This is a genomic window from Myxacorys sp., from assembly GCF_059501405.1.
In genome coordinates this window covers 79334-103217 of sequence record NZ_JCACCM010000108.1, presented here as the reverse complement: position 1 = coordinate 103217, position 23884 = coordinate 79334, and the positions used below count along the sequence as shown (strand labels likewise).

At 48.3% G+C, this 23884-nt stretch carries 26 protein-coding genes and 2 riboswitches; of the genes, 10 read left to right on the top strand and 16 right to left on the bottom strand.

Annotation, left to right across the window (positions count from 1 at the left end):
• Nucleotides 1-140: 140 nt before the first annotated feature.
• The 4 genes from AC5I6P_RS13765 to AC5I6P_RS13750 all read left to right on the top strand — a co-directional run bounded on the left by AC5I6P_RS13765 (nt 141) and on the right by AC5I6P_RS13750 (nt 2724).
• On the top strand, nt 141-1895 hold the full coding sequence (locus tag AC5I6P_RS13765; protein WP_495694337.1) for an ABC transporter ATP-binding protein: 1755 nt from the start codon (nt 141-143) through the stop codon (nt 1893-1895).
• A 430-nt stretch (nt 1896-2325) separates the two neighbouring features.
• Nucleotides 2326-2457 (top strand): type II toxin-antitoxin system HicA family toxin, encoded by a 132-nt coding sequence (locus tag AC5I6P_RS13760; protein WP_495694336.1) that lies wholly within the window; start codon nt 2326-2328, stop codon nt 2455-2457.
• Complete coding sequence (locus AC5I6P_RS13755) at nt 2432-2512, top strand: type II toxin-antitoxin system HicA family toxin (RefSeq protein ID WP_495694410.1); 81 nt, start codon at nt 2432-2434, stop codon at nt 2510-2512. Before AC5I6P_RS13760 ends, AC5I6P_RS13755 begins: the two co-directional genes overlap by 26 nt.
• Nucleotides 2512-2724, top strand: coding sequence for a type II toxin-antitoxin system HicB family antitoxin (locus AC5I6P_RS13750; RefSeq protein ID WP_495694335.1), 213 nt, complete (start codon nt 2512-2514; stop codon nt 2722-2724). Before AC5I6P_RS13755 ends, AC5I6P_RS13750 begins: the two co-directional genes overlap by 1 nt.
• A 23-nt stretch (nt 2725-2747) precedes the next feature.
• Here the strand turns inward: AC5I6P_RS13750 and AC5I6P_RS13745 are convergent, their stop codons facing one another.
• Nucleotides 2748-3899, bottom strand: coding sequence for a cysteine desulfurase family protein (locus AC5I6P_RS13745; protein WP_495694334.1), 1152 nt, complete (start codon nt 3897-3899; stop codon nt 2748-2750).
• Nucleotides 3900-3904: 5 nt separating this feature from the next.
• On the bottom strand, nt 3905-4462 hold the full coding sequence (locus AC5I6P_RS13740) for a Uma2 family endonuclease (protein ID WP_495694333.1): 558 nt from the start codon (nt 4460-4462) through the stop codon (nt 3905-3907).
• A 51-nt stretch (nt 4463-4513) separates the two neighbouring features.
• On the opposite strand from AC5I6P_RS13740, the gene folK reads away from it, so the two are divergent.
• The 3 genes from folK (at nt 4514) to AC5I6P_RS13725 (ending at nt 7110) form a co-directional block, all read left to right on the top strand.
• Nucleotides 4514-5032: a 2-amino-4-hydroxy-6-hydroxymethyldihydropteridine diphosphokinase gene (gene folK, locus AC5I6P_RS13735; protein WP_495694332.1), complete on the top strand. Its 519-nt coding sequence runs from the start codon at nt 4514-4516 to the stop codon at nt 5030-5032.
• A 5-nt stretch (nt 5033-5037) separates the two neighbouring features.
• Nucleotides 5038-5595 carry an NUDIX hydrolase gene (locus tag AC5I6P_RS13730; RefSeq protein ID WP_495694331.1) on the top strand — a complete coding sequence of 186 codons (558 nt, stop codon included), beginning with the start codon at nt 5038-5040 and terminating at the stop codon, nt 5593-5595.
• Between the two features lie 63 nt (nt 5596-5658).
• Nucleotides 5659-7110, top strand: a complete 1452-nt coding sequence (locus AC5I6P_RS13725) for an FAD-binding domain-containing protein (protein WP_495694330.1) — start codon at nt 5659-5661, stop codon at nt 7108-7110.
• Here the strand turns inward: AC5I6P_RS13725 and AC5I6P_RS13720 are convergent.
• Together AC5I6P_RS13720 and AC5I6P_RS13715 are read right to left on the bottom strand one after the other, a co-directional pair.
• Nucleotides 7107-7793: a Uma2 family endonuclease gene (locus tag AC5I6P_RS13720; RefSeq protein WP_495694329.1), complete on the bottom strand. Its 687-nt coding sequence runs from the start codon at nt 7791-7793 to the stop codon at nt 7107-7109. The two genes, AC5I6P_RS13725 and AC5I6P_RS13720, sit on opposite strands and share 4 nt — an antisense overlap.
• Before the next feature lie 152 nt (nt 7794-7945).
• Nucleotides 7946-8380: a DUF4278 domain-containing protein gene (locus AC5I6P_RS13715; RefSeq protein WP_495694328.1), complete on the bottom strand. Its 435-nt coding sequence runs from the start codon at nt 8378-8380 to the stop codon at nt 7946-7948.
• Nucleotides 8381-8420: 40 nt separating this feature from the next.
• A riboswitch (Glutamine riboswitch) is annotated at nt 8421-8488 on the bottom strand.
• A gap of 189 nt (nt 8489-8677) precedes the next feature.
• Between AC5I6P_RS13715 and AC5I6P_RS13710 the strand changes: the two genes are divergently transcribed.
• Together AC5I6P_RS13710 and AC5I6P_RS13705 are read left to right on the top strand one after the other, a co-directional pair.
• Nucleotides 8678-10135, top strand: coding sequence for a glycoside hydrolase family 13 protein (locus tag AC5I6P_RS13710; RefSeq protein WP_495694327.1), 1458 nt, complete (start codon nt 8678-8680; stop codon nt 10133-10135).
• A gap of 104 nt (nt 10136-10239) precedes the next feature.
• Nucleotides 10240-10680: a ChaB family protein gene (locus AC5I6P_RS13705; RefSeq protein WP_495694326.1), complete on the top strand. Its 441-nt coding sequence runs from the start codon at nt 10240-10242 to the stop codon at nt 10678-10680.
• 122 nt (nt 10681-10802) lie between these two features.
• On the opposite strand, the gene rnhA is transcribed toward AC5I6P_RS13705, so the two are convergent.
• The 6 genes from rnhA to AC5I6P_RS13675 all read right to left on the bottom strand — a co-directional run bounded on the left by rnhA (nt 10803) and on the right by AC5I6P_RS13675 (nt 15935).
• Nucleotides 10803-11606 (bottom strand): ribonuclease HI, encoded by an 804-nt coding sequence (gene rnhA, locus AC5I6P_RS13700; protein ID WP_495694325.1) that lies wholly within the window; start codon nt 11604-11606, stop codon nt 10803-10805.
• 32 nt (nt 11607-11638) lie between these two features.
• A complete protein-coding gene (locus AC5I6P_RS13695) occupies nt 11639-11812 on the bottom strand; it encodes a hypothetical protein (protein ID WP_495694324.1) in 174 nt (57 codons plus the stop codon).
• A gap of 21 nt (nt 11813-11833) precedes the next feature.
• Nucleotides 11834-12343, bottom strand: coding sequence for a GNAT family N-acetyltransferase (locus AC5I6P_RS13690; protein WP_495694323.1), 510 nt, complete (start codon nt 12341-12343; stop codon nt 11834-11836).
• Nucleotides 12344-13156: 813 nt separating this feature from the next.
• A complete protein-coding gene (locus AC5I6P_RS13685; RefSeq protein ID WP_495694322.1) occupies nt 13157-13930 on the bottom strand; it encodes an ABC transporter ATP-binding protein in 774 nt (257 codons plus the stop codon).
• Nucleotides 13931-13995: 65 nt separating this feature from the next.
• Nucleotides 13996-14832 (bottom strand): ABC transporter permease, encoded by an 837-nt coding sequence (locus AC5I6P_RS13680; RefSeq protein WP_495694321.1) that lies wholly within the window; start codon nt 14830-14832, stop codon nt 13996-13998.
• A 59-nt stretch (nt 14833-14891) separates the two neighbouring features.
• The gene (locus AC5I6P_RS13675; RefSeq protein ID WP_495694320.1) at nt 14892-15935 is read right to left on the bottom strand and encodes an ABC transporter substrate-binding protein; all 1044 of its coding nucleotides are present in this window, start codon (nt 15933-15935) and stop codon (nt 14892-14894) included.
• Between the two features lie 25 nt (nt 15936-15960).
• Here AC5I6P_RS13675 and AC5I6P_RS13670 point away from each other — a divergent pair, with 25 nt between their 5' ends.
• Nucleotides 15961-16179, top strand: a complete 219-nt coding sequence (locus tag AC5I6P_RS13670; RefSeq protein ID WP_495694319.1) for a hypothetical protein — start codon at nt 15961-15963, stop codon at nt 16177-16179.
• A gap of 111 nt (nt 16180-16290) precedes the next feature.
• Nucleotides 16291-16420, bottom strand: a riboswitch (guanidine-I (ykkC/yxkD leader).
• Nucleotides 16421-17010: 590 nt separating this feature from the next.
• On the opposite strand, the gene AC5I6P_RS13665 is transcribed toward AC5I6P_RS13670, so the two are convergent.
• The 6 genes from AC5I6P_RS13665 to AC5I6P_RS13640 form a co-directional block, all read right to left on the bottom strand.
• Nucleotides 17011-17832, bottom strand: a complete 822-nt coding sequence (locus tag AC5I6P_RS13665) for a trypsin-like peptidase domain-containing protein (protein ID WP_495694318.1) — start codon at nt 17830-17832, stop codon at nt 17011-17013.
• Between the two features lie 174 nt (nt 17833-18006).
• Nucleotides 18007-19296, bottom strand: a complete 1290-nt coding sequence (locus AC5I6P_RS13660; protein ID WP_495694317.1) for a M28 family peptidase — start codon at nt 19294-19296, stop codon at nt 18007-18009.
• A 150-nt stretch (nt 19297-19446) separates the two neighbouring features.
• Nucleotides 19447-20736 (bottom strand): sensor histidine kinase, encoded by a 1290-nt coding sequence (locus AC5I6P_RS13655; protein ID WP_495694316.1) that lies wholly within the window; start codon nt 20734-20736, stop codon nt 19447-19449.
• A gap of 174 nt (nt 20737-20910) precedes the next feature.
• On the bottom strand, nt 20911-21777 hold the full coding sequence (locus tag AC5I6P_RS13650; RefSeq protein ID WP_495694315.1) for a metal ABC transporter permease: 867 nt from the start codon (nt 21775-21777) through the stop codon (nt 20911-20913).
• An 11-nt stretch (nt 21778-21788) separates the two neighbouring features.
• The gene (locus AC5I6P_RS13645) at nt 21789-22535 is read right to left on the bottom strand and encodes a metal ABC transporter ATP-binding protein (RefSeq protein WP_495694314.1); all 747 of its coding nucleotides are present in this window, start codon (nt 22533-22535) and stop codon (nt 21789-21791) included.
• Between the two features lie 19 nt (nt 22536-22554).
• Nucleotides 22555-23550 carry a metal ABC transporter substrate-binding protein gene (locus AC5I6P_RS13640; RefSeq protein WP_495694313.1) on the bottom strand — a complete coding sequence of 332 codons (996 nt, stop codon included), beginning with the start codon at nt 23548-23550 and terminating at the stop codon, nt 22555-22557.
• Nucleotides 23551-23884: the final 334 nt, after the last annotated feature.

The window sequence follows — 23884 nt, the reverse complement described above, 5'->3', positions numbered from 1 at the left end:
TCGAATAAGACTCAGATTCTCTAGAATAGGCGCGATCGCGACGAAGCCCATCTTTTCGTCGCGATCGTGCTTTCAGGATTAGTGTTTTGAGGATTAGCGTTACGATGAGAGGGTTTCCGATCCATGACTGACGGCTGACTATGGCGCGAGCATCACGACTAAGAAAATTAGGGAACTACCTTCGTCCCCATTGGCGGTCAACCACCGCGGGTATTGCTGCACTTTTAATTGTTAACGGGATCGGCATTTATATTCCGCTTCAGATCAAAAGCGCGATCGATACGTTGGGCATTACCTTCCGCTTTGATCAAATTCTGTCTTATGTCGTCCTGATTTTGGTGTTAGCGACGGTGATGTGGTTTGTCCGCATGGCGTCTCGCGTGCTGTTGTTTGGGGTTGGGCGTCAGGTTGAGTTTGATCTTAAACAAAAGATTTTTAATCATTTGCTGAGGCAGGAACCCGCTTATTTTGCAGCAAATGCGGTGGGAGACTTGATTAGTCGCGCCACGAGCGATGTAGAAAATATTCGGCGGTTGGTTGGCTTTGCCGTTTTGAGTTTGGCAAATACTTTTTTTGCCTATGCTCTGACGTTGCCTGCCATGTTTTTGATTGATGCGAAGCTCAGTCTTTTGGCGCTTTCAGTGTATCCGTTCATGTTGATTCTGGTGAATCTTTTTAGTCATCGTCTGCGATCGCAGCAGTTGAATGTGCAAGAAGAGCTTTCAGGGTTGAGTGAATTGATTCAAGAAGACATGAGCGGGATGGCGCTGATTAAGATTTACGCTCAGGAGGAGAATGAAAGGCGAGCGTTTGGAGAGGTGAATCGCGGACTGCTGAAGGCAAATCTCAGATTAGCGCTGACTCGCAATTTGTTGTTTCCAATCTTGACGGCGATGGGCTACGGCAGTGCGTTGATTTTGCTGTGGTTTGGCGGGGGCGCGATCGCCCGGGGCGAAATTACAGTTGGAAGTTTCATCGCGCTATTGATTTTTGTGGAGCGTCTAGCGTTTCCGACGGCGTTGCTTGGATTTACAATTACAGCGTACCAACGGGGCGAAGTCAGTATTGACCGAATTGAGGCAATTTTGGGTGTTGAACCTGAGATTCAGGATGCTCCGAATGCAATTCCGTTAGCGATCGACCAAGTGAAGGGAAAGCTGACCGCCCAAGATTTAACATTCCGATATCCGAAAGCGGAGACACCTGCGTTAGATCATCTCAATTTTACGATTTTGCCTGGAGAAACAATTGCGATCGTCGGCCCAATTGGATCAGGAAAATCGACGTTGGCGAATGCATTACCCCGATTGTTGGATATTGCTCCGGGTGAACTGTTTGTGGATAGCTATGACATTACCCAACTGCGATTAGAAGATTTGAGAGGCGCGATCGCTTACGTTCCTCAAGAAAGTTTTCTGTTTAGCACCACTATTCAAAATAATATCCGCTACGGTCAACCGTTTGCGGATCAAAGTGATGTTGAATATGCGGCAAAGACAGCTCAAATTCACAGCGAGATTTTGAACTTTCCGCACCACTATGACACGATTGTGGGAGAGCGTGGCATTACGCTTTCGGGCGGGCAGCGCCAACGAACGGCATTAGCGAGAGCTTTACTTGTTGACAGCCCGATTTTGATTTTGGATGATGCCCTGTCGAGTGTGGACAATCAAACCGCTACGCAAATCCTTAAGAATTTGTCAGAAGGAACGATGCGAAAAACGGTTGTGTTTATTTCGCATCAGCTTTCGGCGGCGGCAATGACCGATCGAATTTTTGTGATGGATCAAGGTCGAATTGTGCAAATCGGGACTCACAGCGAGTTGTTGGCAGAACCAGGATTGTATCGATCGCTGTGGGAGCAAAACAAATTAGAAGAGGTGTTGACGGAATAGGAATTTCGTATAAAGGAACGATCGCTCTGTAAGCTCTGCATAAGCTTGTTATCGAGTATCGGGATGCTGTATCAAGGAAGCAATGTTGCAAACTCGATAACGCGATGCTGTATTGAGAAGTGCGATCGCAAAACTCGATAACGCGATGCTGTATCAAGAAAATTTTTGCGTGAACTCGATAACGCGATGCTGTTTCTAAGAAAGCGATGCCACGAACTCAATAACGCGATGCTGTATCAAGGAAAATTTTGTGCAAACTCGATGTGGAATTGAGCGAATCGAGTTAGGGAAACGCAAAACTCGATTCGCGATCGCGTGATCTTGATACATGCATTTGAATCTCGACAAAGGCATTTGCTCAGACGCACTACAAACCATGACCTACGAGGGCTTGCGTTGACAAGTCTCTGTCCTCCCCTAAGCTTAAGAGATGAAGGTGAGGGACGTCATCAAACTGATTGAGCAAGAGGGTTGGTATTTGGCTCGGACACGAGGTAGTCACCGTCAATGCAAATATCCTAGACAAGCCAGGTCTAGTGACTGTACCCGGAAAACCAGGTGATAATTTAGCTCCAGGAACGTTGGATAGCATCTTGAAGCAAGCGGGTTTGAAATAATGCAGTACCTTATCATCATTGAGAAAACAGAAACTGGATATTCTGCTTATTCTCCTGACCTCCTTGGGTGTGTCTCGACTGGGGCAACCCGTGAAGAAGTCGAACAGAATATGCATGAAGCGATGGCGTTCCACCTTGATGGTTTGAAGTTGGAGGGTTTAGAAATTCCACAACCTACGACCTCATCCGCCTATGTTGAGGTCGCAGCTTAGTACTGCGTTGAGATGGACGGTAATTATCGATCGCGGAGAGACTGAACCACATCAATGACGCAGTGGGCAGCGCGATCGCACTCTTCTTCAGTATTAAATCGGCCAATTCCAAATCGCAGCGATGCATACGCCAACACATCTGGTAATCCCAGTGCTTGTAATACGTGGGATGGTGCAATCTTTGCTGACGTACATGCAGAACCAGATGACACTGCAATCACTGGCTGCAATGCTAATAACAATGCTTGCCCATCCACACCTTCAACACTCACATTAAGATTGCCGGGCAATCGTTGAGTCGAATGACCGTTAAGATGAATGCCTTCTACCGATTGAAGAGTTTGCCACATGCGATCGCGCAATCCTTGAATTCGCGCTGATTCTGCTGACATCTCTTTCAGCGCAATTTCAACCGCTTTACCCAATCCAACAATGAGCGGAGTAGAGAGCGTTCCGGCTCGTAGTCCTCGTTCTTGCCCGCCGCCGTGGAACTGGGGAGCGATCTGCACACGTGGATTTCTGCGACGCACGTACAACGCTCCAATCCCTTTCGACCCATAAACTTTGTGAGCCGTAAGCGACATCAGATCGATCTTCATCGCTTCCACGTCGAGCGGAATTTTACCGATCGCTTGCGCGGCATCTGTGTGAAAGAGAACATTGCGATCGCGGCACAACGCTCCAATCTCTGCAAGCGGCTGCAACACTCCAATTTCGTTATTCGCTGCCATGGCAGAAACTAGAATGGTGTCGTCTCGCAAAGCTTTTTCTAGCGTATCTAAATCAATCAACCCATCAGCTTGAACTGGCAGAAAGGTAATTTCAAACCCAAGCGATGCTAAATAGCGACACGGATCAAGAACAGCGTTATGTTCTGTTTGCAGCGTGATGATGTGTCTTCCTCGACTGAAATACGATTCTGCAACCCCTTTGATTGCTAAATTATTTGCTTCCGTTGCACCGCTAGTGAAGATAATTTCTTCTGGAGTTGCACCAATGGCAGCAGCTAAAATCTCTCGTGCCTGTGCGATCGCGGCTTCAGCTTCCCATCCGTATGCGTGACCTACACTAGAGGCATTGCCAAAATATGTTGTGAAGTAGGGCAACATCGCGGCTAGAACGCGATCGTCAGCGGGCGTAGTGGCATGACAATCGAGATAAATCGGGCGATCCATATTCGTTAAAGCAGCTTCTTTAATGCGATCGTAAACCCTGGAACCACATCTTCGCCGCTCAACATCGCATCAGCAGGGTATTGAGTAATCGAGCGATCGACACGATAAGCATAGGCACAACGATGCTGACGATCGACTAGCCATCCCAACCGAACGCCATTTTCGATATACTCTTGCATCTTTTCTTGCAAGACTTCGAGGGAATCAGATTTAGAGCGGATCTCAATTACAAAGTCAGGTGCTAATGGAATGAACTTATCTTCTTCCTCATCCCAATTGTCAGCGAGTCGCCCCTTGGCAACAAACGCAGCATCGGGGGAACGAAGCGCCCCATTTGCCAGCCGAAAGCCACCACTTGAACTGAAGACATCTCCTAAATCGTGATCTTCAACCCAAATCAGCAGGTAAGCACCTGCTTTTGCTTCTCGATTGCTTGAAATTCCGCCTGTTGGAGCCATTGCAACAATTGTCCCATCTGCATTTTGCTCAAATCGCAATTCCGGGTTTTTAGAACTCATGAGCATCAGTTCTTCATCGGTGACCGTGAATGTTGTATTTCCCATTGCGCTCTCCCAGAATGCAGATTAAGTTGACTATAAAATATTTCCGAAGCTATGGCACAACGCGCAGTTTCTCCACCATTGAGTCAGGCGCTGATCGCCCTTGGTAGCAATTTAGGCGATTCTTACACCATTTTAGAATCTGCTTTAGAAGCATTGAACCAAACATCAGGAATCCGAGTGGAGGCGCGATCGCAGTGGTACAAAACCAAACCCATTGGGCCGCCCCAGCCCGACTATCTCAACGGCTGTGCCTTGCTTCAAACAACGCTCACTCCTCACGCCTTACTTGCCGCACTCTTCACGATTGAAACTGAATTTGGTCGCGAACGCCGCGAACGTTGGGGCGCACGTACCCTTGACTTAGACCTACTCTTATTTGATGATGTGATTCTGCAAACTCCTGATTTGCAGGTTCCCCATCCTCGGATGAATGAACGGGCGTTTGTCCTCGTTCCCCTTGCCGAGATTGCCCCCAACTGGATTGAGCCGCGATCGCAGCGCTCAATTTTAGAATTGGCAGGCGCGATCGACACCTCCGACGTTCAACGATTCCCGACACCCACTCCCTAAATCTAATGCCCTTGGGTTCAGAACCACCCCAACTCCTCGAACACCGCCTCACCTACAAAGGGCGCAAATTCGACTTTGAAGTCAATCGACTCCGTTTGCCCAATCAATCTGAGGGCGACTGGGAATGTATTCGTCATCCCGGCGGCGCATTGGTGATTCCAGTCACCTCTGAGGGCAAGCTTGTTTTGGTCAATCAATACCGCTTTCTCGTGCAAGGACGATTACTAGAGTTTCCCGCTGGAACTGTGGAAATAGGCGAGAACCCCCTAGAAACCATCCAACGCGAGATCGAAGAAGAAACCGGATATCGGGGCAACCAGTGGCAAAAGTTGGGAGAGTTTTTCTTGGCTCCAGGCTATTCTGACGAGGTGATTTATGCCTTTCTAGCTCAGGATTTGCAGCTTTTGGAGCATCCGCCAGAACAGGACGAGGACGAAGATATTCAGACTGTGTTGATGACGCCCCAAGAAGTCGAGAAAGCAATCTATGCAGGCGATTTGATCGACTCGAAATCGATTTCGAGCTTTATGCTGGCACGTCCAATCTTATTAGGCAGTTCGTAGATGTCAACAAAGCAGAATTTGCTAGGGTAAAGGAACTGCTCGCCCTATGATCTCTAGCCTAGTATGTCTGATTTAGTTTTGTTTTGGCATCGCCGCGATCTGCGAATTTCAGACAATCTTGGGCTAGCAATGGCGCGACAGCGCAGCCCCAAAGTCGTCAGTGTGTTTTGCCTTGATCCAGGCATTCTGAATCGCGATGATGTTGCGCCTGCCCGCGTGACCTATATGATTGGCAGCGTGCGATCGCTACAAGAGCGCTATGCCCAAGTCGGCGGTCAACTGCTGATTCTCAACGCCGATCCGCGTCAAGCTATCCCTGCACTAGCAACGGCGTTAGGTGCAAAAACCGTGTTTTTCAATTGGGATGTTGAGCCCTATGCTCACGAGCGCGATCGCGCCGTGATCTCTGCCCTCAACGCCGCCAAAATTGACGTTAAAACCTGCTGGGATCAACTGCTTCACTCGCCCGAAGAGATTCAGTCGGGTTCCGGTTCGCCCTACACGGTGTATTCACCGTTTTGGAAAAATTGGAGTAGCAAACCGAAAGCGGAACCCGTTCCCGATTTAGCGCAGATAGAAGGATTATCGGAGCGCGAACTAGAAGCGGCAAAAACAGTAGGGATAATTGCACTGCCCACGGCTAAAGAACTGGGCTTTGGTTGGGACAATCCCCTCATGCTTGCTCCCGGAGAACAGGCAGCACAAGAGCGATTAGACGAATTTTGTTCTCAAGCGATCGCGGAGTACCGAGACCAGCGCAATTATCCCGCTCAGCCTGGAACCTCTCTTTTGAGCGCTGCCCTCAAATTTGGTGTGATCGGCGTCCGCACAGTTTGGGCGGCGACGGTCGATGCCGCGAAACAAAGCCGCAGCGACGAAACAAAAGAAAATATCCGCGTGTGGCGTCAGGAGATCGCGTGGCGAGAATTCTATCAACACGCACTGTATTTTTTCCCAGAATTAGAGGAAGGCGCGTACCGAGAAGTATTAAAAACTTTCCCGTGGGAGAACAACGAGAAATACTTCCAAGCCTGGTGCGAGGGAAAAACTGGATACCCGATCGTGGATGCAGCAATGCGTCAGATGAATGAAACCGCCTGGATGCACAATCGGTGCCGCATGATTGTTGCCAGCTTTCTGACTAAAGATCTGGTCGTCGATTACCGCTTGGGTGAGAAATATTTTATGCAACGGCTCTATGATGGCGATGTGTCAGCCAATAATGGTGGCTGGCAGTGGAGTACATCGAGCGGCATGGACCCAAAACCCTTGCGAATTTTCAATCCGGCGAGCCAAGCGAAGAAATTCGACCCGGATGGTGAATATATACGGGAATGGCTACCCGAATTGCGGCAGGTTGAAACGGAGAACTTGATTTCTGGAAAAATTGATCAAAATGAGCGCGATCGCGCAGGCTATCCAAAACCAATCATCGATCACGCCGTGCAACAGCGCAAATTCAAAGAGATGTATCAGCAGCAAAAACAAGCAACGGGTTCGGAAGGCGGAGCTTAGGCGATTTCGTCAGGGTTGATGCCCAGCGATCGTAGCCGTTCAGCGAATCGATCTGCGCGTTGTCGTTCTTCCTCTGCGCGTTGTCGTGCTTGATTTGCTGATTCGTCTGGTGTTGGAACTAGACTTCCATTTGGAGCGAAGTAGCGGAGTTGATTATTTTTCACCCCCAGAAACAGTTGAAGTTCTTCACTCCAGCGCCAACCCTTCTCATCCAGTGGAATTTCTTGATATTCATGCCCATCTAAGCGCAATCCTACGAACTCAAGCGTAGTGGGCGAGAACCAGAAATATTCCGGGGTACGGAAACGGTCTTGATAAAGCAATTTCTTCAGTGTACGGTCAGTGTCTTCTGTTGTCGGTGACAGTAGCTCAATGATGATATTGGGATATTTACCGTCTTCTTCCCACACGACCCACGAGTTTCGATGGCGTCGTTCAGTGGATTTGACCAAGAAGAAGTCAGGTCCTCGAAACTCTCGATTTCGGAGTTGTTGGCGACTAAAGTAAACGGTAAGGTTTGCACCAATAAAGAAGTCTGAGCGATCTTGCCAGAGAAACTCTAGACACGCCACAAGTAACGCCAGTTGGGCGTAATGCACAGATGATTCCATTTCTGGCTCGTCGCTTTCAAGGTGAGTAGCATCAGGCAGAAGATCTGCAAATTCTTTTGCAGTTAGGCTCATGGGTCGTTCCTTTGAAGCGCAACTTCAATTCCTTTCACTCTAATCACTCTAAGTCTTGTCAACCAATTGTGTGAACGAATCAGCACCAACTTCAACTAAAAAAAGGGACGTTCAGTCGAACGTCCCTTAGAGTGTATGGATTTTTTAAAACCTTAGACAAGCTGACGTTGCTCCGCTTCTAGCAAAGCTAACAGCGCATTATCCCCTTTCTCTTGGGCGCTTTGAATGCGGCGTTGCAGATTGCGCTCTAGGTTAGCCTGGTGAACCCTTGATAGATTCCTAGATAAAGCGATCGCAGACACCGTGAGCGGCGTTTTAACACTTTTAGTTGGTTTAATCGGGCGTGTCGCTGTCGTCCGCTCTCCGTTTGGCTGCACTTGGTAAGTGCTGCCTCGGTAGGTTAACTGGTAGGCTGAGCGAGGTTGATAAGTAGCTGGAGCGGGCTGCTGATGGGGATCGAGCCGGTAAACGCTTCCACGATAGGTTAGGGTGAACGGCTCTCGAACGTTCTCGAATCGATCGCTGTCTGTGCGCCTGGGTTGGGTCGGGTCGTATTCGTAGGTAGAACCGCGATAAATTAGCTTCATAGTCGCCTCTGGGAGAAAAGTAGCGTGGGTTAGGTTGTGAGGCGCGTTCCTTCAGGAGAACTCCTTACTTCCGTCTCGTTCAGCGCGTGCTTACTGAAGATGAACGTATATATCTGTATTATATGCTACGCTTTTGCGCTTTTGTAGAATAATACAAAGCTAAACAAATCTGGGTTTGAACACAATCTGTCTTGAGACGGTAAAAACTTAACTATCTAAAATACTTTTCTATCGAGAGTTAGACTGCGATCGCGGTGGGGATCAGTACCGTAGGCAAGGAAGGTACAGAAAGTAGTTATGCATATTCAAACACCGGATTGGGTCAAGCACGCCGTCTTCTATCAAATTTTCCCCGATCGCTTTGCTCGGAGCCAAGAACCTCATAAGCGATTGCTCGAAGCTGCCCGTTGGGAAGATTGGCACGCGATGCCAACTCTACAAGGCTATAAAGGCGGCGACCTTTGGGGTGTGATTGAAAAGCTTGACTACCTTCAAGACTTAGGAATTACAGCGATTTATTTCACCCCGATTTTTCAGTCGGCAAGTAACCACCGATACCACACCCACGACTATTACACAGTCGATCCGCTATTAGGCGGGAATGAAGCATTTAAAGACCTGTTAGCAGCCGCCCATCAGCGCGATATCAAAGTTGTCCTCGATGGCGTGTTCAATCATTCGAGTCGTGGCTTTTTCTTCTTTCACGATGTGCTGGAAAACGGTCCTCATTCGCCTTGGGTCGATTGGTTTAGAATCCACCAATTTCCTGTTAATCCTTACAACGGGGAGTACCCTGCAAACTACGAAGGTTGGGCAGACAATCGAGCGTTGCCTGTGTTCAATCACGACAATCCTGAAGTGCGAGAGTACATCATGGAGATTGCTGAGTATTGGATTAAATTAGGCATTGATGGTTGGCGGTTGGATGTGCCATTTGAGGTGAAAACGCCGGGATTTTGGCAGGAGTTTCGCGATCGCGTCAAGGCAATCAATCCTGACGCCTATATCGTAGGCGAAGTGTGGCACGACTCGCGAGAATGGCTTGACGGGACGCAGTTTGATGGGGTGATGAATTATCTGTTTGCAGGACCAACGATCGCATTTGCAGCTGGCGATCGCGTAGTCATGGAACAGGTTCAAAGCCGTGATTATCAGCCCTACCCGCCCCTGTTTGCCGCAGAATATGCTTCTAAAATTCAAGAGTTGCTCAACCTGTATCCTTGGGAAATTCAGCTAACGCAACTGAATCTACTAGCAAGTCATGACACAGCCCGCTTAGCGACGATCGCAGATGGCGATCGCGCTAGTGTTGAACTCTCTACTCTTTTACTTCTCACCTTTCCAGGTGCGCCCAGCATCTACTACGGCGATGAAGTTGGATTACCTGGCGCGATCGATCCAGATTCGCGGCGTGGCTTTCCCCTAGAAACAAATTGGGATTATGAGATTTATGAGTGCCATCGACAATTAATTGCGCTGCGTCATGCTCATCCTGCTTTGCGAACAGGAGACTATAGAGTTTTGTATGCTGAAGGAACAACCTACGTGTTTGCGCGACGGCTTGACGCTGAAGAGATTATAGTCGCCGTTAACATTGGTACATCTGAGGTAAAAGCCCATCTAGATGTTTCGAAAATAGAGTTAAAGTCTCGACCGAATAAAATCCTTTATGGCCCTGTATCAATGGAATGGGCCGACGATCGCTTAACACTCAGTTTGCCGCCTCGATCGGGTGGTATTTTGGCTGAAATTTGATCTCTACACGAAGGTAGAGAATCAATCCTACTTTAGGCAAGATGGCTAGTAACTTGCTCCTGATTATGCTGTTCTCAGTTAAAAATTTTTAGGAGTTATTAATTATGCCATCTGATCCAAACATTGATGTTAGTAGCCAACAAGAGAAAGGGGATGAACTGGTAAATGCCAATCCTCAGCTTGACGCCAATGAAAAACAGCTAGAGCTTGTAAACAAACAAGGCGATGAAGTTGATCAAGCTGATTTAGCGAAGCCCCAGACCTCAGCAGACGTGCAAGCAGCAAAGCGCGACGACGTAGATGAGGAAGGCGCAGACAAATTGCCTTCTGAAATTACCGATAAGCTCATGGATGGTTCTGATCAAGTGTTTATGGCAGCGTTCAAGAACGGTCAGAACGATGGTTTGAGCCGTGAAGCTGCTATGCAGATGGCTTGGAACAGCGTAAAAGGAGGATTTGTTCGGAGCGACGATGGAAGCTGGCATCGCAAGTCTGGAGCGGACGATAGAACTATCAATTCTGGTGTAGGGGGAAGCGCAAGCTAAGAGTTAGCGATTGCACAAATTCTTGAGCCACTATCATCGACCCCGATGAGTAAAGAGCATAGCAAACGGTAGAAGCGCGCTACGGCACGTCTCTACCGTTTTGAATGGGTAAGATTGAGAATTTAATCGACTCGTTCTAATTGCCACAAAATCTGATTTCCTTCTCTACGCACTCTCGATACGACCCAATTGCGCCACACCCAGTTATCGCCCCGACTCGTAACCGCACTCGCGTTGATGTCCATCAAATCCGCAAGTTCGGAACTCGTGATCAAATAGCCTTTAGCCGCGATTTCTTCTGCCATGTGCAGCATATCCACTAAGTTGCGGAGGTTAGCAACTCGGACTTCGCGGGGAATGTTTTCTGAAATGTCGCTGGACTTGCCGTCTTCTAAAGGAACCGTTTGGGAGAGTTGAGTATCAGCCATATCTACAATAGAACCCTGTTTATAAGAATCGACGGTTTTTAATTCGGGCATTCTACCTAAAGAGAAGGCACGAGCGATCGCGTCGCATCGCTCGTTTCCGACATCGCCCGAATGTCCTCGAACGTAGCGCCACTCAACTTGACGGGAATTGAGTTGGTCTAGCTTCTCCCATAATTCCTGATTCAGCACAGGTTTTCCAGTGGATGTCTTCCATCCTTTCTTTTTCCAGCCGCCAATCCATTTGGTGATACCGTTCTTGACGTATTCGCTATCGGTGTAAAGAATTATTGGCTCGGTTTGTTCAGACTCGGCCAGGAATTGCAGGGCTGCGATCGCGGCTTGCATTTCCATTCGGTTGTTGGTGGTTTCTCGCTCCGCCCCACCTAATTCTTGAACAGAGCCATCGGTAAAGTAAACCACAGTTCCCCAGCCACCTGGGCCTGGATTGCCAGAACATGCACCATCAGTGTAAATCGATTGAATAGTTCGTGCTGTCATAATATATGGACGTAAAGCCGGGGCTTAGCCTATCACGGTTGCTGGTCATAAGGCTTACTAATCAAGGCAGGTAGCAATGATTTGCCAACGATTAGCGCAAAGTGCAACTCCGAAGAAACCACAAAATTCAGCAAATTTTCATCGGTAGAGCGATCGCAGGAATAGTCAGGCAAGTTCACTCTCAAAGCTCCAAATTGCTGATTCATTCAAATAACGGCTCTAGCGCACTACTCAAGTTGGTTGAACTCCGACCGATATTTTACCGTTCCAACACAACCCTGCAATGCACCGCTTTCCAACTCCAACACCATAAACACATCATCTGGCACTGCGTACTCACATCCTAATCCCTTCTCCTTAGCCGGAGTAAACCCAAATCGCGGATAGTATTCTGGATACCCCAGCACAACAACGGCTTTGCATCCTAGCCGGGCACACTCTGCCAAACCATGCCGAATCAGCAATGTCCCAATTCCTTGTCGCTGATAGCCGGGTAGCACTGCTACTGGTGCGAGTCCCAAAACAAGTAAATCGTCAGCACATTCCCCTGCGATCGCAACTGGACTAAAGAAAACGTGTCCAACAATTTGCTCGGATTCAACAGCAACGAAGGAAAACGTAGAGGCAACATCTCGCAACTGATCGACTAGCTTCGCCTCACTCTCTCGCCCAAATGCCGCAACATTGACTCTGCGAACAGCTTCTACATCTTCTGGTTTCTCGGCTCGAACTTCCATAACTTAGGACTACTGATTGCGGCAGATTACAATATCTCCACCAAGGTAACGTAGTCTCAAACGACCACTGAGGCTTCTCGAAACACTGTCACAACGTGTGATCGACGCTATAGAACGGCATAATCAGCTTTTCTCTCAAAAATGCCAAAGTAGTAGCTACAGCTTCATTTTGTCCGAATTGACAAGATAAAGCATTTCTATATCAAGGCAACTGGACTATAGATCCTTCTAACTCACTTCACTCGGCTCCTGCGAAGTTATGCCGTGGCGTTAATCGCAGGTTTTGTTCTTGATCAACCTCCATTTGTTCTTAATGTGATCGCACTAAGAACAAAACAACCCGCACTAAGAACGAAACAACATGCATTAATAACCTATGTTTATTCGGTAAGAACTGATGCTTTTATTTATGTTATCGAAGTACATTAATCTGTTCTTGATCAATGTTGATTTGTTCTTGATCAATGTTGATCAAGAACAAATCAACATTGATCTGTTCTTAATGGACTTGTTTTTGTAATTTTTTCAGCGCAAATACTGACTAAACCAGCGCACCTTCATTCAGGCGATACAAGAAATCTGCGGATTCTGCGCTCCTAACATCAACTGCAAATTTGCTAATGACTTGCATGAGAGCAGGTCATACCCACTTAGAAATTGCTAGGCGACAGATCCTATGCGTAAGAACATCACAGCGCTGGATGAGCAGAGCAGCAAGCAAGGAGTGCAACGACAACGGCAATTTAAGCCATAACACTTCCATTGCCGCAATCGCGGTTCCTTAGCAATCTGTCTCATCCGTAACTCATCTTTCTAAGCCGCAATTAACGCTTCTTGTCCGTGTCCTCGCATTATCTCCATCAGTTCATCTCGGTAATCATGAAATGTAGAGTTGCGTTTAACATGCTGAGTGCGCTCTGGTAACTTAATCGACATCTCTCGCCGCACCGTACCCGGACGAGCGCCCAACGCATAGATGCGATTCGAGAGGAAAACCGCTTCTTCGACATCGTGGGTAATCATGAACACCGTGAGATGCGTGCGTTCCCACAGTTCGAGCATGAACTGATGCATCAATTCCTTAGTATGAACATCCAACGCGCCAAACGGTTCATCTAGCAGCAGTACCTTCGGTTCGGAGGCTAAGGCACGCGCGATCGCAACCCGTTGTTTCATCCCGCCAGATAACTCACTCGGCAACGACTTCGCAAACTTAGAGAGACCCACCACTTCTAAGTAGGTGCTGGCTTTCTCACGCCGCTCTTTTTTCGACAGTCGTTGCAGCTTTAGTCCAAACTCAGTATTCTGCTGCACCGTCATCCACGGAAACAGCGTGTAATGCTGAAATACCATGCCGCGATCGGGTCCAGGTCCAGTTATCACTTCGCCATCAACCTTAACTTCTCCGCTCGTGGGTTGGTCTAGCCCCGCAATTTGCCGCAACAGCGTAGACTTACCTGACCCCGACGCACCCACTGCACAGATAAACTCCCCGCGCTGAATCTCCATGTTGATGTCTTTCAGAACCACGAGATTTCCGGTTTTAGTATTGAAATGCTTGTGCAGATTGTTGATCTCTAGAAACATAGGTTAAACCTTGGATAGCAGTACATCTGAATAGCGTTACATCAGTCAAGTGAGAACGAGTAACGTTAGCGCTTTTGGGCCGCCCAACGGCAACTCACCCGCAGCAAATACTGAAAGAACAAATCGAATATTAAGCCGATCACTCCAATTACAATCAGACCCACAAAAATCTCATCTGTTCTGAGAAAGCGACCCGCCACGCTGATTCGTCGCCCTAAGCCTTCTGTTGCTGCAATTAGCTCAGACACAATGACTAACTGCCACGCCGCTGCTAAGTTGATCCGACTGGCATCGAGAATGCCAGGAAGCACATGAGGAAAAATTACCTGGAGCAAGGTTTGCAGTCGGTTTCCTCCTAAGGTGTAAGTCGCCTCGATTAAATCTTTCGGCACAAATTTAACCGTATCCATCACCATCAGGGAGTTGAAAAAGAAAACACCAATAAAAATTAGGGTAATTTTCGGTTCTTCGCCAATGCCTAAATAGAGAATGAGGAGCGGAATAAACGCAGGCGCAGGCATATAGCGAACCAAGCCAAACAACGGCTCCAAAAGGGCACGAATGCTGGCAAAACTACCCATCAACACCCCAACAGGAATAGAGCACAAGACAGCCATGAAAAAGCCAACCCCAACCCGCCACAGACTCGCTACGGTATCTTGCAGCAGTTCGCCTGTACTCCACAACCTACCAAACGCCGTAATCACGTTGGCAGGCGACGGGAGAAACGTCGGATCAATGCTGCCAAACGTGGTGAGCAACCACCACAAGAGCAACGGCACCGCGATTGAGGCAATCATCAACCCCGTTTGGAGAGGTCTGGGAATATCTTCGGCAAGTCGCCAGAAAACAGTTGAACCGAGAGATTTTGTAGACCGGTCGACGGGTTCGGTATGGCTCATGGAAAGACGAGGGGTGAAGGATGACTTGCGACAAGGCTGACGCAAGGAAAGATCAAGCGTTAGGTCTTTGCCTTAGCTGCATAAGCTTTGACAAAGCGATCGTCGAACATTTTGCTCAGATCAGGCTTTTGTTTCGCGAGTCCGACTTCTTGTAGAAAGTCTGCCATTTGAGCTGCCGCGTAAGACAACGAACTCATATCGTTTCCTGGCTGAAAGGCTTTCAGATTTTCCTCAAGCGTAAAAATCTTCGTGCCTTTGGCGTAGTCTTGGTATTCGGCGACGGTAACCCCTGCCCGCTTTGCCATGATGTCGATCGCTTGGGTCGAGTTCTTTTGAATGTAGTCCAGCGTGGCAAACCACGAATTCACCATCGACTGAATCCGATCGGGATGCTCGTTGAGAAACTTGCGGGAGACAACGAGGTGATCTGGAATCGCTCCTGGAAAGTCTTTAGAGCTAAAGAGTTCTTTACTACCCGGACGCTTGAGCGCTTGTGTTGTGAAGGGCGCAAACACCGCAACTGCATCAACTTGCCCTCCCACAAATGCGGCAGCCGCTTTTCCAGTTTCTAGCGGCACAAATTGAATATCACTCGGTGACATTCCTTCTTTTTTCAGTCCCAGGAGCAGCAGGAAATGATCGACTGCGCCTTCTTCTGCCGCCACTTTCTTCCCTTTCAAATCGGCGATCGTATTAATTCCTTCACGGACGATGATTTTGTCATTTCCTGTAGAATTGTCGTTGACCAGCACCACCACTTGATCGGCTCCGCCCGCTAGTGAACTAACCGTGTCATTCAAGGTTTGGCTATTTGCGTCAATCTGTTGAGCCGTCAGCGTATTAATCGACTCTAGATAACCATCAAACCACTTGAGTTCGACTGGAACGTTGTTGGCCGCAAAAAACTTCTGATCTTCAGCCACTTTCCAGGGAAACCAACCGGGCCACGCGCTATAGCCTAACCGAGCACGACCCGCCGCGCCGCCATCAGTGGAGCCTTGCCCAGTATTGGTTTTAATTGTAGAGGCAGGATTAGCGCAACTGACGGTTAGCGTTAACCCAACCAGAAAAAGAGCAACGCTAGTAATGAAGGATCGTCTCATAAAATTGTCTTTACCAGAATGCGGAATGAGTGACGGACGGCTAGAATCGGAAGCGGTTGTGGCTGAGAAAGGGGATGTACTGCCTGATCATTTACTGGGTGTAACAGACAATATGCGATCGCAACTGTTACAGGCACTACAGAATAAAGTCCAGGCAACTTGTGTCTCGATGCACTTTTTGTCGGACTCTTGCTATAGAATTCATCACCGTCAGGCTCTCTTTATTCAACTCAACCGAGTTTAGAACCGAAAGCGAAACACCTAAAACAGGTTTGCTCATCTCAACACTCACAAACAGCTTTAAACAACAAAAACCCAGAAGTCATGAGGAACCTTTGTCTACTAGGTTTCTCATTCCTCCCGGGCTTTTGTCCCGCCGTGTAGCTGTAAGTAAGCTTTGTTGCAAAACTTCTAACTAGCTTGCCTCTCTCGGACCAGTCACTCAAATTTGGATAGATTGAGTCGGAACCCTAGAGGCTGACTATTGATTTGTTGTTGCAACAGTAAGATCTAATGTGAGAAAAAAATGTATTGAATTTATCTATTTCGCTAAATTGTTAGACAATTATTTATTGCTATTTATTACGCGATTGGCAGAGCCAAGCTCCGAAGGATCGCGGTTCATAGAAATTCCGTTGTGTTGCGTTCTATTTGTATAGGATCATCTGTTCTGGATGCAGCCTTAGAAAATGCGGATTTTATGAGTTGGTGTTTGGATCAAAGATTATTTTGCTGTTCCGATTTAGTTTGGTGTTGCTGATGCGATTAGCGCAAGGCGCAACTCCGAAGGAACCGCACGCTACCGTTTACCCCTGTTAACGTCAGTTCGACAGAAGTAGTTCGCTCCGATTATAAATTCGGGAAGCCCCCTAAGTCCCCCAAAATTGGGGGACTTTGAACCGGGAGTTTTGGCTTGAAGTTCCCCATTCTGGGAGATTTAGAGGATAGAAGCCGCTGTCAACGAAGTGAAAAAGCTCGTCGAACTCACGTCCTGTTAGTGTTGCCATCGACAATACTTATCAAGGCAGTTAAGGCAGCGTGCGCTAATTCGTCGCGTCAGCAATCCGCAAAAAGTTTATTGATTTCCAAAGACCGAAGCAGAGCTTGCTTGAGCCATCAACTGGGCGGCAACTTCCTGAGCGCGATTGATCGGAATAGCAAACCCTAAGCCTTGTGCGCCTCGCAGAATCGCTGTATTGATGCCAACAACTTGTCCGCGCTGATTGAGCAACGGTCCGCCAGAATTACCTGGGTTAATGGCGGCATCAGTTTGAATATAGTTAACTCGCCGATTCGCCCCGATCGCGCTACCTGAGCGATCGGTGGCACTAATGATGCCAACCGTGACCGTATTATCAAGTCCTAGCGGGTTGCCAATCGCGATCGCCCATTCTCCTGGCTTGGCTTGGTCAGAGTTGCCTAAACTGACTGTCGGTAAATTGGTCGCTCCAATTTTGACGATCGCGACATCGGTTCGGCGATCGGCTCCAAGGACTTGCCCTGTAAATTCACGTCCATCTTTCAACGTGACAGTGACTCGATCTGCGCCCTCCACGACATGAGCGTTAGTCATAACCAAGCCATCTGACCGGGTAATAAATCCTGACCCTGTGCCTTGAACGCTCCCTTGCCTCAAATTGCTGGAGCGACTGCGCGAAGAGTTGATTCGCACCACGGCGGCTCCGGTTTTTTCAACGGCAGCAGAAATGAAATTATCATCAGTTTGCCCAACGCTAACGGCAGGAACTTGAGCGATTCTTACATCGCGTTCAGCGCTAAACGCGAGCTGAGGCTGAAGCTGAATTGGTGTTAAGTTCGCCCCGACCAAAGCACTGACTGCCCCGACAGAAACCAAAGAGAGAGAAGCAAACGACTTTTTCAGGAAATGATTAGACATTGGTGTAGTTCAATAACGTGAATTGAAGCAGACTAATATTCACTGCCATTGCTGACGTAATTCTATTTGTGTAACTAGCGTTCATAAGCATGTTGCACAAACTATTAAGATTTTGATGCGGTTGATAGATGCAAGATCTTTGAGCAAAATGGGATTCTCAAACGTTGCTAACGCTTAATCTAACTTGAGAATCTGCTGCACAATATCTGTTGCTGTTTGCGTTGTCTCAGTCAGCAATTTTGAGTCTATTACTTTGTCGTTTGGTGTGTGGTAGTTCGGGTCACTGCCCCGGTAGAAGAATAGAACTGGCACATTTTTCGCAGCAAAGGATGCATGATCGCTGCCTCCATTCACGACCGACTGTGGGATTGAAGATTTAGATTTGGTGCTGCCTGGAATTTGAGCAGCGCTAATCGCAGTCAGTGACGGCGAACCTCCCAGCTGAAGTTGCTCATTAACGCCAACCATATCAAAATTGAGCATTGCCTTGAGTCCTGATAGAAACTGAGGCTGAGCCGCTTCCACAAAAGCCCGTGATCCTCGCAGTCCATCTTCCTCACCATCAAACGCGACAAACCACGCTTGACGAGCTTGGGGCATATTTGCCATCCGACGCGCCATTGCGAGAACAACGGCTGTTCCAGAGGCATTATCATTGGCTCCAGGCGAACCGGCTACGGAATCGTAGTGTCCTCCGACTAGTACCTGCGGTTGAGTCACGCCATCAAGATAGGCAATGATGTTGCGTCCGGTGACGGTGCGCCGTTCTGCATTGACCGTTAGATTTACGGTTGTGGGTGTAGCTTGAGCGCGATCGATTAAATCATTGCCCTGCTCTCTTGAGAGCGACACCACTGGAATGGTCGGAGTACCCGTCAGGGTTCCGCGCAGCGTTCCTGCTTCGTTGTTGACAACAATTAAGCCAACTGCGCCTGCTTTAGCCGCATTCTCGGCTTTCTGAGTAAATGGAATTTCGCCGCGTCGTACGATCGCAAGGCGACCTTTGACGGGCTGATTGGCAAAATCTGCGGGTCGCCCGGCATTGGGAATGGCGACTAACGGAGCGGTCAATTTACCTGCAATCGAGCCGTTAAGCGCCTGTCCTTCAAACCTTGTTCCGCCCACAGTCACGCTCGATCCCAAATCTTGGAACTTAGCGTAAGTAAAGGGTTGGACTTGGGTTTGATAGCCTGCTTTGCGATACTCCTCGATCAGGTATTGACTGGCTTTTTCGTTAGCTGGTGTCCCCGCTACCCGTGGGCCTAACTTGACCAAAGCTTGAACCGTTGCATCTGCCCCGCTGCTCTCTTGAGCCTCTGCGTTTGCAATGGGAGAAATTCCTTCTGCAACTCGATTAGAAGCACTGACACAAGCAGTTGAGAGAGAAACAAAGGTGGTCGCTAGGGCAATCTGTAAGCTCAGACGTAAACGTTGTTTGAATCGTTTGGATGCAGATCTGATCACCGTTTATCCTTGAAATGACTGAAGCGTTGACATAACATCACCGATATAATCCTCACCCACTGCAATGCTGATCCGTTGCTGATCTGTCTTCCGTAGCCAGGCTGTAAGGAAGATATATTTAGTGTGACAAGCAATTGTGACAAAGAAATGTCACCTTCTAGCTTTAGGCTTTAGCGGAAGTTCAATTTGAAACGTGGAGCCTTGCCCGACCACGCTGGTTACACTAATGCGTCCTCGATGAGCTTGGATAATTTGGTGGGCGATCGCTAACCCCAGCCCAAAGCCTCCCGTCTGCCGCGATCGCGCGACATCAACTCTGTAAAAGCGCTCAAAAATATGGGGCAAGTCGGCGGCAGGAATTCCGATTCCCGTGTCTTCAACCTGAATCACAGCTTGTCCCGCTTGAGTCAACCCCCGCAGATAAATCGTGCCTCCGGCAGGCGTGTATTTGAGCGCGTTGCTGAGCAAATTGACGATCGCTTGCTTGAGCAATTCGGCATCGGCATTGAGATAAATTGGGTGTTCGGGCAGCTGAGCTACCAGATGGAGCGATCGTTCGATCGCTTGCAGCGCTAAGTCAGAGAGCAGCGATTCGCCTCGCGAAGCTCCGCGCGATCGCAGGAGTTCAACCAAATCAATCGTAGTCAGTCGATCGGGGTCAAGACCGTCATGGCGTGCCAGAAAAAGCAGATTGCTCACCAGCGTACTCATCGATTTTGTAATGTCAACAATTTGTTCTAGTCGAAACTGTTGCTCCTGCGGATCTTGGGGAGGCATCAGTCCGACTTGGGCATTGCTTAACACGGCTGCGATCGGGGCACGCAATTCATGAGATGCGTCGGCGGTGAATCGCTGAAGCTGGTCATACGATCGGCGGGTGGGTTGCAGTGCCAATCCACCGAGAAACCATCCAGTCGCCCCGATCGTAGCAAACGCCGCTGGAACCCCAAAAATCAGAAAAAATCGGGTTTGATTTAAGCTCCGTCGCAGTGGAGTCAGAGAGGTTGCCACCTGAAGATAGCCCACTAGTCGAGCATTTTGGCGAATCGGCAGCGTCAAGGCTCTCAACCATTCGTTTTGAGAACCGTTGGGCCTTGAGGTAAAGGTCTGATATCCCTGAAACAGAGCCGGACGCGGGGTGCCTGGCGTCCCCGTAAATTTCACCAATTGTCCTTGAGCGTTGTACCAGCGAATATAAGCAACCTCACCGCTTAGAGCGGGTTGATTCTTGAGAAACGGGAGATCTTGCGGGTTCCATTGAGCGTCTCCTTGGTTACGTCCCATCGCGATCGCTAATGTGCGTTTATACAGCGTTTCATCTAAACTGCTCAACTGCTCTTGGACGATGAGATAATAGCCAATTCCAGCAAAGACAACGAGAATGCTGCCCATCGATAGGGCAAACCAGTAGGCCAAATTCCGACGACTGCGATCGAACATAGAGTTTGATCATACCTGGGAGGTTATCTTGTCTCTAGTTTAGGTTTTGCCCCCCTGGCTAAATTTTGCTAACTACAGCTTATCGCTCTGGTCAACCTTGATAGGAGGTGCGGCGTGGTTGGTTCCTTACCTCTTAAATAATGGGTTGAAATATAATTGGGCTGAACTGCTGAATCACGGGGATTCGTTTAATCGCTTGCTAGATCTCACTAGCAATCCGTGTTTGGGTGCAAAAATCATCGCAATCACAAATAACAAGGTTTGTAGCACCACAATACATCCGCCTGTTGAGCCATCGATGTGATAGCTGATATAGGTGCCCACTACGCTTGAGAACACCCCAGAGGCGATCGCAATCCAGGTCATATGGTCAAAGCGATCGCTGAGCAAGTAGCCAACGGCTCCGGGTGTCACCAGCATTGCCACAACTAGAATAATGCCGACGGTTTGCAAAGCCGCTACGATCGTCAATGACAGCAGCGTTAGAAACGTGTAATTCAGAGCGGTAACATTGAGTCCAATCGATCGGGCATGAGTGGGATCAAAACAAAACAGCAATAGATCCTTTCTCAACACTAGAATGATTGCCAGTGTAATTAAGCTAACGATTGCAGTTTGAACAATGTCACGATCGGGAATTCCTAATACGTTGCCAAACAAAATGTGCTGTAAGTCGATGTTACTTGGACTTTTAGAAACTAAGACTAATCCCAGTGCAAAGAATCCTGTAAACACTAGCCCAATTACCGTGTCTTCTTTAATACGGGTTTTAGACTTGATAAAGCCGATCGCTAGCACAGAACTCAAGCCAAACACAAATGCACCGATCGCAAATGGGATGTTAAGAATATAGGCAAGCACCACTCCGGGCATAACGGCATGAGAGACGGCATCGCCCATCAGCGCCCAACCTTTGAGCGTCATATAGCAAGACAACACGGCACAAACTAGCCCTACCATTGCGCTGACAACCACAGCCTTCACCATGAACTCATACTGCAATGGGGCAACAAACCACTGCCAGACGGATTGCATATCCATAACTTGATTTCCTAGTTCTGTTTTCTCAGCTGATGCGGCATCACCCCACCAAACGTGCGCGTTAGGTTCTCTTCTGTAAACACGTCTGCTGTAGAACCGTACGCCAAAATCGTTTTATTGACTAACACGACCTGATCACAAAAGGTTTCGATCGAAGCCAGGTCATGGGTCGAGATCAAAATCGTATGTCCCTGATCGCGCAGTTCAATGAGCAAGTCAACCATTGCCTTTTCAGTTTTGACATCGACTCCAGTGAACGGCTCATCTAACAACAAAATCTTGCCCTGCTGCGCCAATGCCCGTGCCAAGAACGCCCGTTTTTTCTGACCGCCTGAGAGTTCACCGATTTGCCGATCTTTGAATTCGGTCATTTGAACTCGCGCTAGACTTTCGGCAACAATGCGGCGATCGCGAGTCCGGGGAATCCGTAGCAGATTCATATACCCGTAGCGCCCCATCATTACCACATCCGACACGCTTACTGGAAAATTCCAATCGACTTCTTCCGACTGGGGTACATAGGCAATCAGGCTTTGCTTTTGCACATGACGAACTGGCAGTCCATTAATTAGCACCCTCCCCGATCGCGGTGTAATAAACCCCATAATGGCTTTGAACAGGGTTGATTTACCGCTGCCGTTCATGCCGACTAATCCGCTAATAGAGCTAGAGGAAAGCTGCACCGTTGCTTCATGCAGCGCAACTTTGCCATTGTAGGCAACCGTGAGATTTTCAACGTCGATGCTGATCGATTTCATTTTTTCTTTCCTGCCATCATCACGACTTGCCTTGTAGCCCATTTATCAGCGTGGTCACGTTATATTCCAACAGTTTCAAATAGGTGGGCGCATCCCCATTCATGTCTGATAAGGAGTCCACATAAAAGATCCCCCCAAACTTCGCATTTGTTTCACTGGCAACCTGCTTTTGAGCGCCGTTGTTGACCGTGCTTTCGCAAAATACGACCGGAATCTGATTAGCTTTCACCGCATCCACCACTTGGCTAACTTGTTTCGGGGTTCCTTCCTGGTCTGAGTTCACTGCCCATAGGTAAAGCTCTTTCATGCCATAATCACGGGTCAGATAGGAAAATGCGCCCTCACACGTAACCATATAGCGGTTGTTCTCTGGCAGCACCGCCAGGTTTTTTCGCAGGGTTTGGTCGATTGCCTTGATTTGGTCGCTGTAAGCTGAGGCATTGGCGTTGTAAGTTGCCGCATTTTTAGGATCTAGCTCAACCAAGGCTTTGCGAATATTTTCCACGTAGATCAACGCATTCTGAGGCGACATCCAGGCATGGGGATTGGGTTGGCTCTGGTACGCTCCTTCTGCGATCGATATCAGTTGAATGCCTGCTGTGAGAGTGACGTGCGGCACATCCTTAACATTGCCATAAAATCGTTCTGCCCAACGCTCTAGCCCTAATCCGTTATCCAGAATCAAATCGACATCTTGTGCTTTTGCCAAATCGCTGGGAGTCGGCTCATAGTCGTGAATTTCAGCGCCTGGTTTAGTCAAAGATTCAACGATCGCCCTATCACCAGCCACATTCCGAACCATGTCTGCCAGCACAGTAAAGGTCGTCAAAATCACTTTTTTCTGTTGCTGGGCTGGACTCCTAGGCGATTGAGAGTTGGCGGCTGCGTTCTGCTGAGGGGGTGCAGTTTGGGAAGTACATCCGCCCAACCAGAGTCCGAGCAACAACCCCAATAACACGGTGCAGGAGCCTTGCGTGACGGCGGACTGCTGGGTATGGCTAAACTTCCTCTCCATATTTTTCACGATTCTTTCACTTTCCAAAAATTAGCATAGCTGCATAAAAATGAAAACATTATGAAAATACTTATACCAAATCAATCAATCGTTGTGACAAATGCTCCAGAAGATCTCTCGAATGGGGGAAAGCAAGAGTAGGGAAGCACTTCTTGGGAGGCTCCGGCAATGCTAATCGTCCTGTCCGTTCAATTCATCCATCCCTCGATTGGGTATCTTCCCTAAGCAATTCGTTCTATCGACTCGTCAATTCAGTATCTTCCCTAGCCAATGCAGTCCATCGACTCGTCAATTCAGTATCTTCCCTAGCCAATGCAGTCCATCGACTCGTCAA

Coding starts and splice junctions, on each gene's coding strand:
- AC5I6P_RS13765 (WP_495694337.1), top strand. CDS start 141: ATGGCGCGAGCATCACGACTAAGAAAATTAGGGAACTACCTTCGTCCC.
- AC5I6P_RS13760 (WP_495694336.1), top strand. CDS start 2,326: ATGAAGGTGAGGGACGTCATCAAACTGATTGAGCAAGAGGGTTGGTAT.
- AC5I6P_RS13750 (WP_495694335.1), top strand. CDS start 2,512: ATGCAGTACCTTATCATCATTGAGAAAACAGAAACTGGATATTCTGCT.
- AC5I6P_RS13745 (WP_495694334.1), bottom strand. CDS start 3,899: ATGGATCGCCCGATTTATCTCGATTGTCATGCCACTACGCCCGCTGAC.
- AC5I6P_RS13740 (WP_495694333.1), bottom strand. CDS start 4,462: ATGGGAAATACAACATTCACGGTCACCGATGAAGAACTGATGCTCATG.
- folK (WP_495694332.1), top strand. CDS start 4,514: ATGGCACAACGCGCAGTTTCTCCACCATTGAGTCAGGCGCTGATCGCC.
- AC5I6P_RS13730 (WP_495694331.1), top strand. CDS start 5,038: ATGCCCTTGGGTTCAGAACCACCCCAACTCCTCGAACACCGCCTCACC.
- AC5I6P_RS13725 (WP_495694330.1), top strand. CDS start 5,659: ATGTCTGATTTAGTTTTGTTTTGGCATCGCCGCGATCTGCGAATTTCA.
- AC5I6P_RS13720 (WP_495694329.1), bottom strand. CDS start 7,793: ATGAGCCTAACTGCAAAAGAATTTGCAGATCTTCTGCCTGATGCTACT.
- AC5I6P_RS13715 (WP_495694328.1), bottom strand. CDS start 8,380: ATGAAGCTAATTTATCGCGGTTCTACCTACGAATACGACCCGACCCAA.
- AC5I6P_RS13710 (WP_495694327.1), top strand. CDS start 8,678: ATGCATATTCAAACACCGGATTGGGTCAAGCACGCCGTCTTCTATCAA.
- AC5I6P_RS13705 (WP_495694326.1), top strand. CDS start 10,240: ATGCCATCTGATCCAAACATTGATGTTAGTAGCCAACAAGAGAAAGGG.
- rnhA (WP_495694325.1), bottom strand. CDS start 11,606: ATGACAGCACGAACTATTCAATCGATTTACACTGATGGTGCATGTTCT.
- AC5I6P_RS13695 (WP_495694324.1), bottom strand. CDS start 11,812: ATGAATCAGCAATTTGGAGCTTTGAGAGTGAACTTGCCTGACTATTCC.
- AC5I6P_RS13690 (WP_495694323.1), bottom strand. CDS start 12,343: ATGGAAGTTCGAGCCGAGAAACCAGAAGATGTAGAAGCTGTTCGCAGA.
- AC5I6P_RS13685 (WP_495694322.1), bottom strand. CDS start 13,930: ATGTTTCTAGAGATCAACAATCTGCACAAGCATTTCAATACTAAAACC.
- AC5I6P_RS13680 (WP_495694321.1), bottom strand. CDS start 14,832: ATGAGCCATACCGAACCCGTCGACCGGTCTACAAAATCTCTCGGTTCA.
- AC5I6P_RS13675 (WP_495694320.1), bottom strand. CDS start 15,935: ATGAGACGATCCTTCATTACTAGCGTTGCTCTTTTTCTGGTTGGGTTA.
- AC5I6P_RS13670 (WP_495694319.1), top strand. CDS start 15,961: ATGAGTGACGGACGGCTAGAATCGGAAGCGGTTGTGGCTGAGAAAGGG.
- AC5I6P_RS13665 (WP_495694318.1), bottom strand. CDS start 17,832: ATGTCTAATCATTTCCTGAAAAAGTCGTTTGCTTCTCTCTCTTTGGTT.
- AC5I6P_RS13655 (WP_495694316.1), bottom strand. CDS start 20,736: ATGTTCGATCGCAGTCGTCGGAATTTGGCCTACTGGTTTGCCCTATCG.
- AC5I6P_RS13650 (WP_495694315.1), bottom strand. CDS start 21,777: ATGGATATGCAATCCGTCTGGCAGTGGTTTGTTGCCCCATTGCAGTAT.
- AC5I6P_RS13645 (WP_495694314.1), bottom strand. CDS start 22,535: ATGAAATCGATCAGCATCGACGTTGAAAATCTCACGGTTGCCTACAAT.
- AC5I6P_RS13640 (WP_495694313.1), bottom strand. CDS start 23,550: ATGGAGAGGAAGTTTAGCCATACCCAGCAGTCCGCCGTCACGCAAGGC.